The organism is Pseudomonas sp. MMS21 TM103 (genome assembly GCF_022132145.1).
In the GTDB taxonomy this organism is placed as follows: domain Bacteria; phylum Pseudomonadota; class Gammaproteobacteria; order Pseudomonadales; family Pseudomonadaceae; genus Aquipseudomonas.
The window spans coordinates 23,995-41,792 of the sequence record NZ_JAJISP010000002.1 but is presented as its reverse complement, the minus strand read 5'-3'; the positions used below and the strand labels follow the sequence as shown (position 1 = coordinate 41,792).

Here is a 17,798-nt window from a genome sequence, read left to right as displayed (position 1 = left end):
ACGGCCTCCCTTGGAGGCCGTTTTCAGTTGTGGCTCAGGGGCTTAGCACGTCAGCTGGAGGTAAATAGCCGGTAAAGAGGCTTTGCTTCATGCCTGACACTGCTTATCGTTCAGGCATTCCAAGGAAGTGATCCTGCCATGCCTGAAACAACTGCAATCCCCCGTACCGCTAAGCAGTCACGCCAATGGCTGGTTGGCCTGGTTTTGTTGGCGCTTCTGCTCGTGCTGATCTGGTGGTTCTGGCCCGCTAAACCGCAGAGCCAGGCCGGCAGTCGTTGGGGCGATGGTGGTGCGGTGCCGGTGCGGGTGGCGACTGTCACGCAAGGCAGTTTCCCGATCGAGCTGAAAGCCCTGGGCACCGTGACTGCCTACAACACGGTCAATGTGCGTGGCCGGGTGGACGGTGAGCTGGTCAAGTTGCTGTTCGAGGATGGTCAGCGGGTCAAGGCCGGTGATCTGCTCGCAGTGATCGATCCGCGGCCTTATGAAGTGGCCCTGCAACAGGCCCTGGGGGTGCAGCAGGAAAATCAGGCGCAGTTGCGCAATGCCGAGTTGGACCTGGCCCGTTACCGTGGTCTGTACGCCGAAGACTCGATCGCCAAACAGACCCTCGACACTCAGCAGGCCCTGGTCAGCCAGTACCGCGGCACCCTCAAGAGCAATCAGGCCGCAGTCGCCGAGGCGCGTCTGAACCTCGACTTCACCCAGGTGCGCGCACCCATCAGTGGGCGTCTCGGCCTGCGTCAGGTGGATCGCGGCAACCTGGTCAAGTCCGGCGATACATTGCCGCTGGTGGTGATTACCCAGACCCTGCCGATTTCCCTGATGTTCACCTTGCCCGAGGCCGAGTTGCCGGCGGTGCTGCGCCAGTTCAGGGCGGGGCAGCGCTTGCACGTCGAGGCCTGGGACCGCAGCGATAAATTGAAAATGGCCGAAGGGTACCTGGACAGCCTGGATAACCTGATCGATACGGCCACCGGCACGGTCAAGCTCAAGGCCCGCTTCGAGAATGCCGAAGAGCTGCTGTTTCCCAATCAGTTCGTCAACGTCCGCCTGCTGGTGGAGACTCGCGAACAGGCCCTGCTGATTCCTGCAGCGGCCTTGCAGTTCGGCGCGCGCGGCACCTTCGTCTATGTGATCGATGAACAAGACAAGGTGCAGATACGGCCGATCGTGGCGGGGCCGAGCAATGGCCAGATGACGCTGATCGAGCAGGGGGTCGCCGTGGGCGAACGCCTGGTGCTGGAGGGTACCGACCGCCTGCGTGATGGCAGCGCAGTCGAGGTGGTCGGCGAAGGCCAGGCACCGACCGCCAAGCAAACCAGCGTGCGGACTCCGGCAGACGCATGAACGCTTCCCGCCTGTTCATCCTGCGCCCGGTCGCCACCACCCTGATCATGCTGGCGATCTTCCTCAGCGGCCTGATCGCCTACCGAATGCTGCCGGTGTCGGCGCTGCCTGAGGTGGATTACCCGACCATTCGCGTCCTGACCCTGTATCCCGGCGCCAGCCCGGACGTGATGACCAGCGCGGTGACCGCGCCGCTGGAGCGCCAGTTCGGCCAGATGGCGGGCTTGCAGCAACTGTCCTCGAGCAGTTCCGCTGGCGCTTCGGTGATCACCCTGCGCTTCAATCTGCAGGTGCGACTGGACGTCGCCGAGCAGGAGGTACAGGCGGCAATCAGCGGTGCGAGCAACCTGCTACCCGCCGATCTGCCGGCGCCGCCGGTGTACAACAAGGTCAACCCGGCGGACACCCCGGTGCTGACCCTGGCGATTCGTTCGGCCACTATGCCATTGCCGCAGGTCTTCGACCTGGTCGATACCCGCCTGGCGCAGAAGCTGGCGCAAACCAGTGGCGTCGGCCTGGTCACCCTGGCCGGCGGCCAACGCCCGGCGGTACGCATCCGGGTCAATCCGCAAGCCCTGGCTGCCTATGGCCTGAACCTCGCGGATGTGCGCAGCCTGATCACCGCGAGCAACGTCAACCAGCCCAAGGGCAACTTCGACGGTCCGACCCGGGTCTCGCAACTGGATGCCAACGACCAGCTGAAATCGCCGGACGAATACCGCGAGCTGATCTTGAATTATCAGGACGGCGCGGCGCTGCGCCTGAAGGATGTCGCCGAGATCATCGACGGTGCGGAAAACAATCGCCTGGCGGCCTGGGCCAACCGCAACGCAGCGGTACTGGTCAATGTGCAGCGCCAGCCCGGCGCCAATGTGATCGAGGTGGTCGACCGGATCCAGGCCTTGCTGCCCAGCCTCACCGCCGGCTTACCGGCCAATGTCGAGGTCAGCGTGCTGACCGACCGCACCCAGACCATTCGCGCGGCGGTGACGGACGTGCAACATGAGTTGCTGCTGGCGGTGCTGCTGGTGGTGCTGGTGACCTTTCTGTTTCTGCGCAAGCTGGCGGCGACGATCATTCCCTCCATCGTCGTGCCGCTGTCGCTGATCGGCACCTTCGGCGTGATGTACCTGGCCGGCTTCACCGTCAACAACCTGACCCTGATGGCCCTGACCATCGCCACCGGCTTCGTGGTCGACGACGCCATCGTCATGCTGGAGAATATCGCCCGCCACCTGGAAGCGGGCGAAACCCCACTGAATGCGGCGCTCAAGGGCGCCAGGCAGATCGGCTTCACCCTGATCTCGCTGACCATCTCGTTGATCGCCGTGCTGATTCCGCTGTTGTTCATGGCCGATGTGGTGGGCCGACTGTTCCGCGAGTTCGCCATCACCCTGACGGTGGCCATCCTGATTTCCCTGCTGGTGTCGCTGACGCTGACGCCGATGATGTGCGCACGTCTGCTCAAGCATGAGCCGGAGGCGGAGCAGGGGCGTTTCTATAAGGCCAGTGGTGCGGTTATCGATGGCATGATCGCGCGCTACGGCATCTGGCTGCAGTGGGTGCTCAAACGTCAGCCGCTGACCCTGCTGGTGGCCATCGCCACCCTGGGCCTGACCGTGCTGCTTTACCTGGCCGTGCCCAAGGGGTTCTTTCCGGTGCAGGACACCGGGGTGATCCAGGGCATTTCCGAGGCGCCGCAGTCGATTTCCTTCGCGGCCATGAGCGAGCGCCAGCAGCGCCTGGCCGAGGTGATCCTGGACGATCCGGCGGTGGTCAGCCTGTCGTCCTACATTGGCGTGGATGGCGACAATCCGACCCTCAACAGCGGGCGTCTGCTGATCAACCTCAAGCCCCATGCCGAGCGCGACGTCAGCGCCAGCCAGGTGATCGAGCGCCTGCGCCCGCAACTGGCCCGACTGCCCGGCATCGAGCTGTACCTGCAGCCGGTGCAGGACCTGACCATCGAGGACCGGGTTAGCCGCACCCAGTTCCAGTTCAGCCTGGAGTCGCCGGATCAGGCGTTGCTGGAGCAATGGGTGCCCAAGCTGGTCGCCGCGCTGCGTCAGCAGCCGCAACTCGACGATGTAGCCAGCGACCTGCAAAGTCGCGGCCTGCAGGTGTTCCTGCAGATCGATCGGGACGTTGCCTCGCGCCTCGGTGTGAGCATCGCCGATATCGACAACGCGCTGTATGACGCCTTCGGCCAGCGGCAGATCTCCACCATCTTTACCCAGGCCAGCCAGTACCGGGTGGTGCTGGAAAGCCAGAACGCCGGCAGCATCGGCCCGGCCGCGTTGCGCCAGATCCATGTGGCCACGGCCGACGGCGGGCAAATTCCCTTGTCGTCGCTGGCGAGCATCGACGAGCGCGCCGCCAGCCTGCTGATCAACCATATCGGTCAGTTTCCGGCGGCGACCCTGTCGTTCAACCTGGCTGCAGGGGTGTCCCTCGGCGAGGCGGTGGCCGTGATCGAGCGGGTAGAGCAGGACATCGGTCTGCCGGACGGGGTGCAGAGCCAGTTTCAGGGCGCGGCCGAGGCCTTCCGCGCCTCGCTGTCGAGCACCCTGCTGCTGATCCTGGCGGCCATCGTCACCATGTACATCGTCCTCGGCGTGCTCTACGAGAGCTATATCCACCCCATCACCATTCTCTCGACCTTGCCCTCGGCCGGGGTCGGCGCGCTGCTGGCGTTGCTGCTGAGCGGAAATGAGCTCGGTCTGATCGCGATCATCGGCATCATCCTGCTGATCGGCATCGTCAAGAAGAACGCGATCATGATGATCGACTTCGCCCTCGACGCCGAGCGCCACCAGGGCATGACGCCCGAGGCGGCGATCTATCAGGCGGCGCTGCTGCGCTTCAGGCCGATCCTGATGACCACCCTGGCGGCACTGTTCGGCGCCATTCCGCTGATGCTCGCGAGCGGTTCCGGCGCCGAGCTGCGCCAGCCACTGGGGCTGGTGATGGTCGGCGGCCTGTTGTTCAGCCAGGTGCTGACGCTGTTCACCACGCCGGTGATCTACCTGTACTTCGACCGCCTGTCGCGGCGCCTGAGTGGGCGTAGCGCAGCGGGAGTGCTGGTGTGAACCTCTCGGCGCCCTTTATCCGCCGGCCGGTGGCGACCCTGCTGCTGAGCCTGGCGATCCTCCTGCTCGGCGGCGTCAGCTTCGGCCTGTTGCCGGTGGCGCCGCTGCCGCAGATGGATTTCCCGACCATCACGGTGCAGGCCAGCCTGCCGGGCGCCAGCCCGCAGATCATGGCGTCGAGCGTGGCCACACCGCTGGAACGCTCGCTCGGCACCATCGCCGGCATCAGCCAGATGAACAGCCGCAGCAGTCAGGGCAATACGCGGATCATGCTGCAGTTCGATCTGGACAAGGACATCAACGCCGCCGCCCGCGAGGTGCAGGCGGCGATCAATGCCGCGCGCGAGCTGCTGCCCAGCGGCATGCGCACGATGCCGAGCTACCGCAAGGTCAACCCGTCGCAGGCGCCGATCATGGTGCTGTCGCTGACCAGCGAGGTGCTGGATAAGGGCCAGCTCTATGATGTGGCGTCGACCATCCTGGCGCAGAAGCTCTCCCAGGTGAGCGGCGTCGGCGAGGTGAGCATCGGTGGCAGCTCGTTGCCGGCGGTGCGGGTGGCCCTCGAACCGCGCCTGCTCGACCAGTACGGCATTGCCCTGGACGAGGTGCGCCAGACGATCACCGCAGCCAACGCCAAGCGGCCCAAGGGCGCGGTGGAACAGGGCGACCGCCATTGGCAGGTGCAGGCCAGCGACCAGCTGGAGAAAGCCGCCGACTACCTGCCGCTGATCATTCGCTACCAGGATGGCGCCGCCGTGCGCCTGGGCGATGTGGCGACGGTCAGCGATGGGGTGGAGGATCGCTACAACAGCGGTTTCTACAACGACGAACAGGCGGTGTTGCTGGTGGTCAATCGCCAGACCGGGGCCAATATCATCGAAACCATCGCCGGCATCCGCCAGCTGTTGCCGACGCTGCGTGCGGTGATTCCGGCTAGCGTCACGGTGCAAGTGGCGATGGACCGCTCGCCGGTGATCCGCGCCACCTTGCACGAGGCCGAGCGCACCCTGTCGATTGCCGTGGTTCTGGTGCTGCTGGTGGTGTTCGCCTTTCTCGGCCGCTGGCGCGCGGCGCTGATCCCGGCTCTGGCGGTGCCGGTGTCGCTGGTCGGCACCTTCGCGGTGATGCACCTGCTGGGCTTCTCGCTGAACAATCTGTCGCTGATGGCACTGATCATCGCCACCGGCCTGGTGGTGGACGACGCCATCGTGGTGCTGGAAAACATCACCCGGCATATCGAGGCCGGCGCCGCGCCCATGGCCGCCGCCTTCAAGGGCGCGCGCGAGGTGGGCTTCACCCTGCTGGCGATGAACCTGTCGCTGGTCGCGGTGTTCATCTCGATCCTGTTCATGGGTGGCATCGTCGAACGGCTGTTCCACGAATTCTCCATCACCCTGGCGGTGGCCATCGTCATCTCCCTGCTGGTGTCGCTGACCCTGACGCCGATGCTCTGCGCGCGCTGGCTGAAGGCCGAACAGTCCGAGCGGCCGGCCAATGCCATGCAACGCCTGGGCGCGCGCGTGCAAACGCGGGTGCTGGGCGTTTATCAGCGCAGCCTGGATTGGGCCTTGCAGCACGCCTTGCTGATGCTGTTCAGCCTGCTGGCGACCATCGCGCTGAATGTGTTCCTGTTCGTCAGCGTGCCCAAGACCTTCCTGCCGCAACAGGACACCGGCCAGCTGATCGGTTTCGTGCGGGGCGACGACGGCCTGTCGTTCCAGGTCATGCAGCCGAAGATGGAAATCTTCCGCCGCGCGCTGCTGGCCGATCCGGCGGTGGAGAGCGTGGCCGGTTTTATCGGCGGTTCGGGCGGGATCAACAACGCCTTCATAATCGTGCGGCTGAAACCGCTGAGCGAGCGCCAGCTGTCTGCCCAGGCCGTGATCAATCGCCTGCGCCGCACGGTGCCCAAGGTTCCCGGCGGGCGGATGTTCCTCATGCCCGATCAGGACCTGCAGATCGGCGGGCGCGAAGGACGCAGCTCGGAGAACGAATACATGCTGCTGTCCGGCGACCTGGAGCAGTTGCGCATCTGGCTGCCGAAAGTGCGCGAAGCGCTGCGCGGCTTGCCCGAGCTGACCGATATCGACGCCAAGGAAACCGATGGCACCCAGCAGATCCGCCTGCTGGTCGACCGCGATGCGGCCAAGCGCCTGGGCGTGGACATGGCCATGGTCACCGGGGTGCTCAACAACGCCTTCAGCCAGCGTCAGGTGTCGACCATCTACGACAGCCTCAACCAGTACAGCGTGGTGATGGAAGTCAATCCGCAATACGCCCAGCACCCCGAGGCGCTGGCGCAGATCCAGTTGATCACCGCCGCGGGCGCCCGGGTTCCGCTGTCGAGTTTCGCCCGCTGGGAACGCAGCCTGGAAGAGGATCGGGTGTACCACCAGGGTCAGTTCGCGGCGGAGAACATCGGCTTCGCCCTGGCCGAAGGCGTCAGCCTGGAACAGGCCAGCGTGGCGATCGAACGGGCGGTGGCGCGGCTCAACCTGCCGACAGCCGTACAAGGTCGGCTCGGCGGCACCGGCGGCGCCTTCCAGCAGACCCAGCAGAGCCAGCCGTGGATGATCCTGCTGGCGCTGGGGGTGGTGTATATCGTCCTCGGCGTGCTCTATGAGAGCTATATCCACCCGCTGACCATCCTGTCCACCTTGCCCTCGGCCGGGGTCGGCGCCTTGCTTGCCCTGCAGCTGATGAGCATCGAATTCAGCCTGATCTCGCTGCTCGGTTTGTTCCTGCTGATCGGCATCGTCAAGAAGAACGCCATCCTGATGATCGACCTGGCCCTGCAGCTGGAACGCCAGGAGCGGCTGAGCCCGCAGGAGTCGATTCGCCGCGCCTGCCTGCTGCGTTTTCGGCCGATCATGATGACCACCCTGGCGGCGATCCTCGGCGCCCTGCCGCTGGTGTTGGGCAGTGCCGAAGGCTCGGAGATGCGCCAGCCGCTGGGCATCACCATCGTCGGCGGGCTGATTCTCAGCCAGTTGCTGACGCTCTACACCACCCCGGTGATCTACCTGTATTTCGATCGCCTGCGCCACCGGGTCAACCGTTGGCGTGGCGTGCGTACCGACGCTGCCCTGGAAACTCCGCTATGAGCCTCTCATCTGTTATCGGCATTCGCGGCACCCGCGTGGCCACGCTACTGGCCGTGAGCCTGAGCCTTGGTGCCTGCACCATCGGCCCGGATTACCAACGCCCGCCACTGGCCACCCCGCTGCAGTTCAAGCAGATCGAAGGGTGGACCGCCGCAGCGCCCGGCGATGCGCTGGAGCGCGGGGCCTGGTGGGAGCTGTACGGCGATGCCGAACTCAATGCCCTGGTCGCTCGCCTCAACCTGTCCAATCAGACCCTCGCCGCCAGCGAGGCCCAGTATCGCCAGGCCCGTGCGCTGGTACGTGGCGCCCGGGCGGCCTTCTATCCAAATTTGTCGGGCAGCGCCGGAGTGACCCGGGCCGGGCAGGGCGGCGACAGCAGCCTGGGCCCCTCAGGCGCGGCCAGCGCCAGCGCTTCGACTGCGTCGAGCATTTCGAACAGCTACGGCCTGAGCCTGAACGCCGCCTGGGAGCTGGATATCTGGGGCAAGCTGCGCCGCTCGCTGGAGTCGAGCCGCGCCGGTTTCGCGGCCAGCGCCGCCGATCTGGCCGCGCTCAAGCTCAGCCTGCAGGCCGAGCTGGTGAAGACTTACCTGCAGCTGCGCGTGCTGGACGATCAGCAGCGCCTGCTCGATGCCACCGTGGCCGCCTACGCGCGTTCGCTACGCCTCAGCGAAAACCAGTACAACGCCGGCATAGTGCCGAAATCCGACGTCAGCCAGGCGCTGACTCAGCTGCGGAGTACCGAAGCCCAGGCCATCGACCTGAAGTGGCAGCGCGCCCAGCTGGAACACGCCATCGCCGTGCTGATCGGGGTGCCGCCGAGCGAGCTGAGCATCGCCGCGCGTGAGCAATTGCCGGCCTTACCGGCGATTCCCGTGGCGCTGCCGTCGCAACTGCTGGAACGGCGTCCGGACGTGGCCGCTGCCGAGCGCCGGGTCATCGCCGCCAACGCCGAGATTGGCGTGGCCGAGGCCGCCTGGTACCCGGATCTGACCCTCTCCGCCACGGGCGGCTACCGCGGCAGCAGTTTCGCCGACTGGGTCAGCCTGCCCAACCGCTTCTGGTCGCTCGGCCCGGATCTGGCGCTGAGCCTGTTCGACGCTGGCGCCCGCCGCGCCGAGCTGGAGCGCAGCGAAGCCGCCTATGACCAGACGGTCGCGCAATACCGTCAGGCCGTGCTGGACAGCTTCCGCGAAGTCGAAGACTACCTGGTGCAGCTGCGGGTGCTGGAACAGGAAGCGGTGTTGCAACAGCAGGCACTGGACGCTGCCCGCGAGTCCCTGCGCCTGATCGAGAACCAGTACCGCGCCGGTGCCGTCGATTTCAACAGCGTGGTCAACGTGCAGGCCACCGCCTTGAGCAACGAACGCAGCAACCTGACCCTGCTCGGCAGCCGCCTGACCGCCAGCGTGCAGCTGATCGCCGCGCTGGGTGGGGGCTGGCAGGGGCTGCAGATGCCCTGAGCGCCTACTGCCGGGTCATGTCGAAGCCGACCCACTTTTCCGACAGCGCGCTGAGCGTGCCGTCGCGGTGCATCGCCTCGACCACCTCGCGCAGGCGTGCGGCGAACTCCGCATCGCCCGGCTCGATCGCCACGGCTTGCGGCACGCGATAGAGCGGCTTGCCGACCACCTTGAACGGTTTGCCCTGCTTGATCAGATCCATGATCACCGGCAAGTAGTTGATGACCGCGTCGAGTTCCACGCCATCGCCCTTGGCCAAGGCATCGAAGGCATCGCTTTCCATCTCGTAGGTGCGCACGACGGGGTTGTCGATCAGGTAGGCGACCGGTTCCATGCCGGTGATGCCGAAGGCCTGGCGCCGCACGTAGTATTCGTAGTTGGCGCCAAGCAGCACGCCGATGCGCTTGCCGCTGGCATCGCTCGGCGTCTGGATGCTGTGGTTGTCGCGGTGCACGGCAAGCGAGCCGATTGCGTAGTAATAGATCACCGGGAAGTCGAGATTCTCGTCGCGCTTGGCGGTGGGGGTCATGCTGCCGATCACCGCGTCATAGGCCCCGTTCCAGTTGCCGGCGGTCTGCTCATCCCAGGTGTAGTGGGAGCCGTCCGGCTTATCGACGACCTTGAGCTGCACCTGCAGGCGCCGGGCAACCTCCCGGGCGACCTCGACGTCGAACCCGGTGTAGGTGCCCTGCGCATCGATGAATGAGTAGGGCGGCCAGCCCGGTTCGTTGGGGATCCGCAGTTCACCGGATTGCAGCACCCGGTCGAGCACCTCTCCCGCCATGGCCGGCCCCGCGAGAGCCGCTCCCAGGATGAGGGGAAGCAGCAGGCGAATGCCAATGCTTGCGATGCGCATACGGGTACCTCTCTGCCTAACGCCGGTGGGCCCGCACATCACCCCGCTGATCGCCGCGGGGGCTGTTGGCGAGGCAGCGTTTTGTTGGCTAGCGTCATTCAGTGAATACCCATCCGGGGAGAAGTCAACGGCACTTTGAGCCGGCGGCCTCCAGCCCGTCCGACCGCCAGCCGTGCGCGAGGAGCATTAGAATGCAATTCCGCTTGCCGAGCCTGGGAGTTGGCAAGACGCTGATGACGATCGTCGGCATCCTGTGCCTGCTCACGCTGGTCAATGGCCTGCTCGCGGCCTTCTCGCTCAAGGACATCCATCGGATCTTCGACCGCGTGGCCTCGACCCAGACAGACTCGCTGATCGCCGCCGCGCGCCTGAGCCAGAGCAGCGAGGCACTTGCCGGTTTCGCCCCCAAGCTGTTCGCCAAGGGCCTGGATCAGACGTCCCTGGTGCAGTTTTCCCTGCAGGTCTATCTGCAGCAGGAAAGCCTGCAGAAGCTGATTGAGCAGCTCGGTAGCGTGGTTGGCCCCAGTGACAGCCTGGCGACCATCAAGTCTTCCTCTGCCCTGCTGTTCGATAACATTGACCGTCTGTCGACAGCGATCTTCGCCAAGGCGGCGGCGGAGGGCCGGCTGCACCAGGCTCTGCTGAGCATTGCCGCGATCCAGGCCGAGGCGGCAGCGGATCCCACGACCACTGTCTGGCGCGAACATCTGAGCGGTAGCGACGCCTTGCTGTTCACGGCCCTGGCGGCGACCGACAGCCAGGAGATTGATCGCCTGAGCAGGCGTGTACGCAGTCTCTTGCAGCGCGCCGAGCCGGCCGCGCCCGGGGCCCGGCCCGCCGACCTGCAGCGTCATGCGCGCCTGGTTGCAGCGATGCTGGACTCCACCGGGGCGCTGGGGTCGTTGCGCGAGATACTCGAACTGAACACTCAACTGCGGGCGCTGCTGGAACAGAACGAAGGTACCGCGCAGCAGATGATCGATGCCGTCAGCACGCTGATGGAGAGTGTGCGTGTGGACATTGCCAAGCAGAACAGTGAGCAGAGCCAGCGGATTTCGACCCGCGCCTTGCTGTTGCAGAGCCTCGCCAGCGTCGGCGCGCTCTGTGCCATTGCCGCCGCCCTGTACATCCAGCTGGCCGTGGTGCGCAGGCTGAAGTCCCTGCGTGACAGCATGCTCAGCGAAGAGCTGCCGGACATTGCCTACCAGCTGGCAGACGGGCGCGACGAGATCGCCGAGATGGCCGGTGCCTTCGTCCACTTCGCCGAGGAGATCAATCGCCGCGACGAACAGGTCCGCAGCAGCCAGCTGCGCCTGACCAACGCCATCGAGAGTATCTCCGACGGGTTTGCCCTGTATGACGCCGATGACCGGCTGGTCCTGCACAATTCGCGCTATGCCAGCATGATGCACAGCGGCGGCAGCGAGTTGCAGCCGGGCATGCCTTTCGAGGAGGTCGTGCGTACGGCGTTGGCCCGCGGGTTGATCGCGCTGGCTCCAGGCGAGGGCGAGAACTGGCTGGCCCAGCGCCTGGAGAAGCATCGGCGACCTGGCCTGCCATATGTCCTGCGGCTTGGGGATGGGCGCTGGGTCAGAATCAGCGAGCGGCGCACCGATGACGGCGGCACGGTCGCGGTGTATTCCGATATCAGCGAGCTGAAGCAGGCCGAAGAGGCCATGCGCGAAGGCGCGGTGCGCTTTCAGCACCTGTTCGATGCCGCGCCCAATGCCATCTGGGAGGAGGACTGGTCGGCCCTGCAGCCGCTATTGCAGGACCTGCAGCGTGGCGGCGTCGACGATCTGCGTACGCACCTGCACGCGCATGCCGGGCTGCTGGACTCGCTCGCGCACAGCATCCACTGGAAGGACTTCAACGAGGCGGCGCTCAAGCTCTATCGGGCGCCCGATCATGCCGCGTTGCACGGCTACATGGTGGAACTGCACGGCGGAGTGTTCCGCGAGCCTTGCCTCGAAGCCATGCACCAGTTCTGCGCCGGTCGCCGGCGGGTCGTCATCGATTGCCCGGACCGGCGCATGGATGGCGCGGAGCTGTTCGTGATCGCGACCTACCAGCTGCCGGACGAGCCCGAAGCGGACTGGTCGAGCGTGATGGTGTCGGCCCAGGATATCACCGGGCTCAAGCAGGCCGAGGCCGCTCTGCAGGAAGCCAAGGAGGCAGCGGAGGCGGCCAATCAGGCCAAATCGAGTTTCCTCGCCACCATGAGCCATGAAATACGCACGCCGATGAACGGGGTCATCGGCATGAGCAATCTGCTGCTGGGTTGCGAGCTGGACGCCGAGCAACGGGAGATCGCCGAGACCATCAACGCCAGTGCCGAAGCGTTGCTGACCATCATCAACGACATCCTCGACTTCTCCAAGGTCGAGGCCGGCAAGCTGGAACTCGACCCTCAGCCGTTCGACCTGCGTCAATGCCTGGAGAGCGCGATCGATCTGGTGGCGACGAAAGCGGCGCAGAAGGGCCTCGAACTGGCCTGTGTGATCGAGGCGGGCACCCCCGAGCGGCTGCTGGCCGACAGCACGCGGCTACGCCAGATACTGCTGAACCTGCTGAACAACGCGATCAAGTTCACCGAGCAGGGCGAGATCGTCCTGAGCGTCGAGCCCGCTGGCGTCGAATCGGCTGAAGCCGGGCAGGGCAAAGGCGCGGTGATGTTGCATTTTGCCGTGCGCGACACCGGCATCGGGATTCCTTCGGATCGCATGGACCGCTTGTTCAAGTCGTTCAGCCAGGTCGATGCCTCGACCACCAGGCGCTACGGCGGCACCGGGCTGGGACTGGCCATCAGCAAGCGTCTGGTCGAGCTGATGGGCGGCCGTGTCTGGGTCGAAAGCGTCGAGGGCGCTGGAACCACCTTCCATTTCACCCTTCGAGCGGAGCACGCGACGGCGCCGAGTCAGGCTGACCCTGTCGAGATGCAGGGGCTCGACGGCAAGCGTCTGCTGGTGGTCGACGACAACGCGACCAACCGGCGAATCCTTGCCTTGCAGGCGCAGGGCTGGGGGCTGCAGGTGCAGTCGACGGGGCAGCCATCCGAGGCGCTGCACTGGATTGGCGAGGGCCAAGGCTTCGATCTGGCCATCCTCGACCTGCACATGCCGGAAATGACCGGCATCGAACTGGCGCGCAGGCTGCGTGCCGCCGGGGCGCTGCAATTGCCGCTGGTGCTGCTCGGCTCCCTGGTGCCGCTGGATGCCCAGTTGAAGGGCGAAATCGGCGAAATCGGCTTCGCTGCCGTGCTGGCCAAGCCGATCAAGTCATCGGCCCTGCTCAATGCCTTGCTCGGCATTCTGGCGCATGCGCCGTCGGCACCGGCCAAGCGCGTGCCGGCCGAGCACGATGGACAGATGGCGAGCAGGTTGCCGCTGCGCATCCTGCTGGTCGATGACAACGCGACCAACCGCAAGCTGGGGGGCATGGTACTCGGGCGCCTCGGCTACACGGCCGACTTTGCCGAGAACGGTGAGCAGGCGCTGCAAGCGCTGCAGCGACAGGCCTACGACCTGGTGCTGATGGACGTGGAAATGCCGGTCATGGATGGTCTGCAGGCCACTCGGCAGATACGTCAGCGCCCTGAACTTGGCCGTCCCTACATAGTCGCGGTGACCGCCAATGCCCTGGTCGGCGACAGCGAACGCTGCCGAGCGGCCGGCATGGACGACTACCTGAGCAAGCCGCTGCGTCCCAACGAGCTGGTCAGTTGTCTGGGCAAGGCCGTCGAACACCTGCGCCGCGATCCTGCGGGCTGAGCTCGGCGCGAAAGGTCACGCGTGCTCGACTGGCTATGCTTATGTCAACTGGATGGGGAGGGCAGATGATGAAGACCGTTCTGGACAGTTCAGCCCTCGACAGGCTGCTGGAAATCATCGGTGGCGACCCGGCAGCGCTGGTGGAACTGATCGACAGCTTCGAAGCCGAAGCTCCGGTCCTCCTGCAGGCGATGCGGGCCGCCAGCGCCAGCAACAACCTGGATGACTTCCGGCGTGCGGCGCACTCGCTCAAGTCTGGTGCCCGCGACTTTGGCGCCGGCGAACTCTCGGCCCTGTGTGCCAGCGCCGAACAGCATTGCCGCGACGGCGACCTGACGACCGCTGCGCGCCTGTTGGCGGCGATTGCCGAGGCTTATCCCGCAGCAATGAGTGCCCTGGCTGACTACAAGCGCAGCCTGTGCTGACGAATGAGGAGGGCGGCATGGCCGCGCAGAAGGAGAGCGGACGGGTACTGGTCGTCGACGATCAGGGCACCAGCCGGTTGAAGATGACCCTGGCGGTCAAGACCCTGGGTCACGTCGCCGAGGCCGCCGAACAGGGCGCTGCGGCGCTGGAATTGCTGCAGACGCAGCCCTTCGATCTGGTGCTGCTGGACATCGTCATGCCGCAGATGGATGGCTTCGAGGTGCTGGCGCGGATGAAGGCGGACAAGCACCTGCGCGACATCCCGGTGATCGTGATTTCCTCGCTGGACGACGACATGGCCAGCGTCGTCAGGGCCATCGAACTGGGTGCCGAGGATTTCCTGCCGAAGGCCTTCGACCCGGTGCTGTTGCGGGCCAGGGTCAACGCCTGTCTGGAAAAGAAGCGGCTGCGCGATCTGGAGGTCGAGTACCTGCAGCAGGTGGAGAGGCTGACCGATGCCGCGGCCATTCTCGAGGCCGGCAGCTGCAACCCCGGCCGCCTCGGCTTGCAGGAGGTGGCCGCGCGCGACGACGCCCTGGGCCGGCTGGCGCGGGTCTTCGTCGGCATGGCCGAGCAGGTCTATCAACGCGAACTGCGTCTGCGGCAGAACATCCGCACGCTCAAGGGCAGCCTGGTGCTGCTGGCAGTCGGCGCGCTGTGGGGCCTGATCGCGCCGCTGGCGCGCATGGTGGCGATCGAGGATGCCCACCCGTTCGGGCTGGCGCTCTGGATCAACGGCTTAGGTGCGGTGGTTTGCCTGGGGCTGTCCATGGCGCGCGGTCGCCTGCCGGGTTTCAGCCTGGCCCTGGCGCGCTATCTGTTGGCCTGGGCGCTGCTGGGGGGTGTCATCGGCCATACGCTGATCTATTGGGTGGCGGAGAAGCTGCCGGCTTCGCTCATCTCCATCGTCATCGTCCTCGAAGGCTTCATGGTGTTTGCTTTTGCCGCGCTGATGCGCATCGAACAGCCCAATGCGAAGCGCCTGGTCGGCCTCGGCCTGGGCTTGTGTGCGATCCTGCTGATCATCATCCCAGGCGGCAACGGCGATCATCTGGCCAACTGGGGCTGGCTGCTGGTGGCCATGGCGATTCCGCTGGTCTACGCGATCGAGGACATCATGTTCGCCAGCGATGTCCTCGATGGCGTCGACAGGGTGGCCGCCGTGGGCCTGATGATGGCCTTGGCGACCCTGCTGTTGCTGCCGATCGTGGTACTCAGCGACGACTACCTGCCGCTGGGGCTTGCACCAGGGGGATTGGAACTGGCTGTGCTGCTGATTGCAGGCGCCAACGTCCTCGGCGGCGTCCTGCTCCTGTACCTGGTGGCGACCACCGGCTCGGTTTTCGCCAGCCAGAATGCCTATGCGATCACCTTGTCCGGCATTGCCTGGAGCATGCTGCTGCTGGGCGAACAGCTGTCGGCCTGGACCTGGCTATCCCTCGGGCTGATGGTCGTCGGCCTGATCCTGGTCGAACCCAAGCACCAGGCGGAGGGCAGCGATCCCTCGCTCCCGGCCCGGACCGCCAGCGGGGCCGCGCCGAGCGAACCGATTGCCTAGCGAGTCACCGCCTCATGCCGCTAATCGCGGCTAGTGAGCAAAGGGCGCAGGCCCGGCGGTGCTTGTCCGTCGGGTCAGTTGCGCTGCTTGCGGTTGACGGTTTGCGCCGCCTTGATCACATCGGCACCTATTTCCTGCTCGAACTGCTGCCACACCGGCTGCATGGCTTGGCGCCAGGCCGCGCGTTGTTGATCATCGAGGGTGATCAATCGGCTTTTTCCCGAGGTCTCGATGCGCTGGCGATCGGCCTGGTTGGCGGCTTCGGCCTGCTTGTTCACCGCGTAGGTCACTTCGTCGATGATGCCTTCCAGCTCGCTGCGGATCTGATGGGGAATGGCGTACCAGAAGCGTGGGTTGCTCACCAGCATGTAGTCCAGCACGCCGTGATTGGTTTCTGTGATGAAGGGTTGGACGTTGTGCAATTGCTTGCTGTAGATGTTCGACCAGGGATTTTCCGCGCCCTGTACTTTGGCGCTCTTCAAGGCGGCGAAGACCTCGGCGAAGGGCAGGACTTGGGCTGTGGCGTGTAGCTGCTGGAACTGTGCCTTGAGCACGCTGGAGGGCTGAATACGGAAGCTCAAGCCTGCCGCATCGCCTGGCACCAGCAGCGCCTTGTTCGCCGACAGCTGCTTCATGCCGTTGTGCCAATAGGCCAGGCCGACGATGCCCCGATCCTCCATGACGCGTAGCAATTGACGGCCCTTGGCGCGCTTCTGGAAGCGGTTGACCGCGTTCAGGTCATCGAACAGAAAGGGCAGGTCGAACACCTGCAGTTGCTTGGTGTACTTCTCGAATTTGGCCAGCGAAGGCGCCAGCAGTTGGACCTCGTTGTTGCGCAGTGCCTCCAGCTCGTTGGCGTCGCCATACAGTGAGGAATTGGCGTAGACCTCGACCTTGACCTTGCCATCCAGGCGCTCTTCGACCAGGCGTTTGAACAGCAGGGCGCCCTGGCCCTTGGGCGTGTTGTCGGCGACCACATGGGAGAACTTGACCAGGATGGGGTTGTGCGTTGGTGCGCCATAAGCGCTGGCAGAAGTTAGCACCAGGGCGCAGGCGGCCATGGTGAAGATCGACTTGAACATCTGGCTTTCCTTTCTTGTTATTGATCGGTCTGCACCTACAGGCATGAACCGGCGGGGCATCCGTGGTTAGAGCGGCGGGTGGCGACCCGTCCAGCACTCGCCGTGTATCGCAATGCCTGTGCCAACCATGCGGGTGCCGTGCAGCCCTGGCATCGCCGCCGCAGGTCTGTGATCCAGTTCGCATGGGCTGGCGGCTTTACGCCTTTTCGGTCTATGGATGAGCGGTTATTCGCTGGTTTCGCCGTGGCCGTGCATGGCGGCACCGTCTCTCGCGTGACCGTCGGTTGAACGTCCCGCGCCGATCACAGCTATACCAGTAGTTACAGCCTGAGCAGCGCGAGTTGCCCTCATCGGAGGAGTCAGCATGTCAAAAGTAGCCATAGTCACGGGCGCCTCAAGGGGTATTGGCGCTGCCATCGCCAAACGCCTGGCCGCCGACGGCATCAGTGTGGTGGTGAATTACACCGCACAGCCCGCGGAGGCCGAGCGTGTGGTCGACGAAATCGTCAAAGCGGGCGGTCAGGCCTATGCCGTACTGGCCGACATCAGCGATTCGGTGGCGGTCGAAGCCTTGTTCGACCAGGCGCAGATGAAGTTCGGGGGTATCGATATCCTGATCAACAACGCCGGCGTCATCCAGCCCGGCATGGTCAGCCTGGCCGACAGCGACGATGCGCTGTACCAGCGAATCTTCGCGATCAACACCAAGGGCACCTTCAATACCCTGCGGCTGGCGGCCAAGCACCTGCGCGATGGCGGGCGCATTGTCAATTTCTCCACCAGCGTGGTTGGCTTGGCGCTGCCTGGTTATTCGGTATACGCCGCGTCCAAGGCGGCGGTGGAAATCTTCACCGCAATCTTCGCCAAGGAACTGCGCGGGCGGGGGATCTGCGTCAACGCCATAGCCCCCGGACCTACGGCGACCGAGCTGTTCCTCAAGGGTAAATCCGTCGAGCAGGTCGAGCGCCTGGCCAAGCAACCGCCGCTGGAGCGCCTGGGGACGCCCGAGGACATCGCCGGTGTCGTGGCCTTTCTGGTCAGCGCGCAGGGCGGCTGGGTCAACGGCCAGACGCTGCGGGTCAATGGCGGCATCGTCTAGC

At 65.2% G+C, this 17,798-nt stretch carries 10 protein-coding genes; 8 read left to right on the top strand and 2 right to left on the bottom strand.

What is annotated here, in order from left to right:
* Positions 1–138: 138 nt before the first annotated feature.
* From LJY18_RS07270 to LJY18_RS07255, 4 genes are read left to right on the top strand one after another with little or no spacing between them, the layout of a single operon-like run.
* The gene (locus LJY18_RS07270; RefSeq protein ID WP_238041160.1) at positions 139–1,350 is read left to right on the top strand and encodes an MdtA/MuxA family multidrug efflux RND transporter periplasmic adaptor subunit; all 1,212 of its coding nucleotides are present in this window, start codon (positions 139–141) and stop codon (positions 1,348–1,350) included.
* Positions 1,347–4,439: an MdtB/MuxB family multidrug efflux RND transporter permease subunit gene (locus LJY18_RS07265; protein WP_238041159.1), complete on the top strand. Its 3,093-nt coding sequence runs from the start codon at positions 1,347–1,349 to the stop codon at positions 4,437–4,439. Before LJY18_RS07270 ends, LJY18_RS07265 begins: the two co-directional genes overlap by 4 nt.
* The gene (locus tag LJY18_RS07260; protein ID WP_238041158.1) at positions 4,436–7,543 is read left to right on the top strand and encodes an efflux RND transporter permease subunit; all 3,108 of its coding nucleotides are present in this window, start codon (positions 4,436–4,438) and stop codon (positions 7,541–7,543) included. The genes LJY18_RS07265 and LJY18_RS07260 overlap by 4 nt, the downstream gene beginning before the upstream one ends.
* A complete protein-coding gene (locus LJY18_RS07255) occupies positions 7,540–9,006 on the top strand; it encodes an efflux transporter outer membrane subunit (protein WP_238041157.1) in 1,467 nt (488 codons plus the stop codon). Before LJY18_RS07260 ends, LJY18_RS07255 begins: the two co-directional genes overlap by 4 nt.
* A gap of 4 nt (positions 9,007–9,010) precedes the next feature.
* On the opposite strand, the gene LJY18_RS07250 is transcribed toward LJY18_RS07255, so the two are convergent.
* Positions 9,011–9,862: a transporter substrate-binding domain-containing protein gene (locus LJY18_RS07250; RefSeq protein WP_238041156.1), complete on the bottom strand. Its 852-nt coding sequence runs from the start codon at positions 9,860–9,862 to the stop codon at positions 9,011–9,013.
* A 191-nt stretch (positions 9,863–10,053) separates the two neighbouring features.
* Here LJY18_RS07250 and LJY18_RS07245 point away from each other — a divergent pair, with 191 nt between their 5' ends.
* The 3 genes from LJY18_RS07245 (at position 10,054) to LJY18_RS07235 (ending at position 15,616) form a co-directional block, all read left to right on the top strand.
* Positions 10,054–13,632 (top strand): response regulator, encoded by a 3,579-nt coding sequence (locus LJY18_RS07245; protein WP_238041155.1) that lies wholly within the window; start codon positions 10,054–10,056, stop codon positions 13,630–13,632.
* 65 nt (positions 13,633–13,697) lie between these two features.
* On the top strand, positions 13,698–14,057 hold the full coding sequence (locus tag LJY18_RS07240) for an Hpt domain-containing protein (protein ID WP_238041154.1): 360 nt from the start codon (positions 13,698–13,700) through the stop codon (positions 14,055–14,057).
* A 17-nt stretch (positions 14,058–14,074) separates the two neighbouring features.
* Complete coding sequence (locus LJY18_RS07235; protein WP_238041153.1) at positions 14,075–15,616, top strand: response regulator; 1,542 nt, start codon at positions 14,075–14,077, stop codon at positions 15,614–15,616.
* Between the two features lie 74 nt (positions 15,617–15,690).
* On the opposite strand, the gene LJY18_RS07230 is transcribed toward LJY18_RS07235, so the two are convergent.
* Entirely contained in the window at positions 15,691–16,698 is a 1,008-nt protein-coding gene (locus LJY18_RS07230; RefSeq protein WP_330872720.1) for a TRAP transporter substrate-binding protein, read from the bottom strand.
* 364 nt (positions 16,699–17,062) lie between these two features.
* Here LJY18_RS07230 and LJY18_RS07225 point away from each other — a divergent pair, with 364 nt between their 5' ends.
* Positions 17,063–17,797 carry an SDR family oxidoreductase gene (locus tag LJY18_RS07225; protein ID WP_238041152.1) on the top strand — a complete coding sequence of 245 codons (735 nt, stop codon included), beginning with the start codon at positions 17,063–17,065 and terminating at the stop codon, positions 17,795–17,797.
* Position 17,798 lies beyond the last annotated feature (1 nt).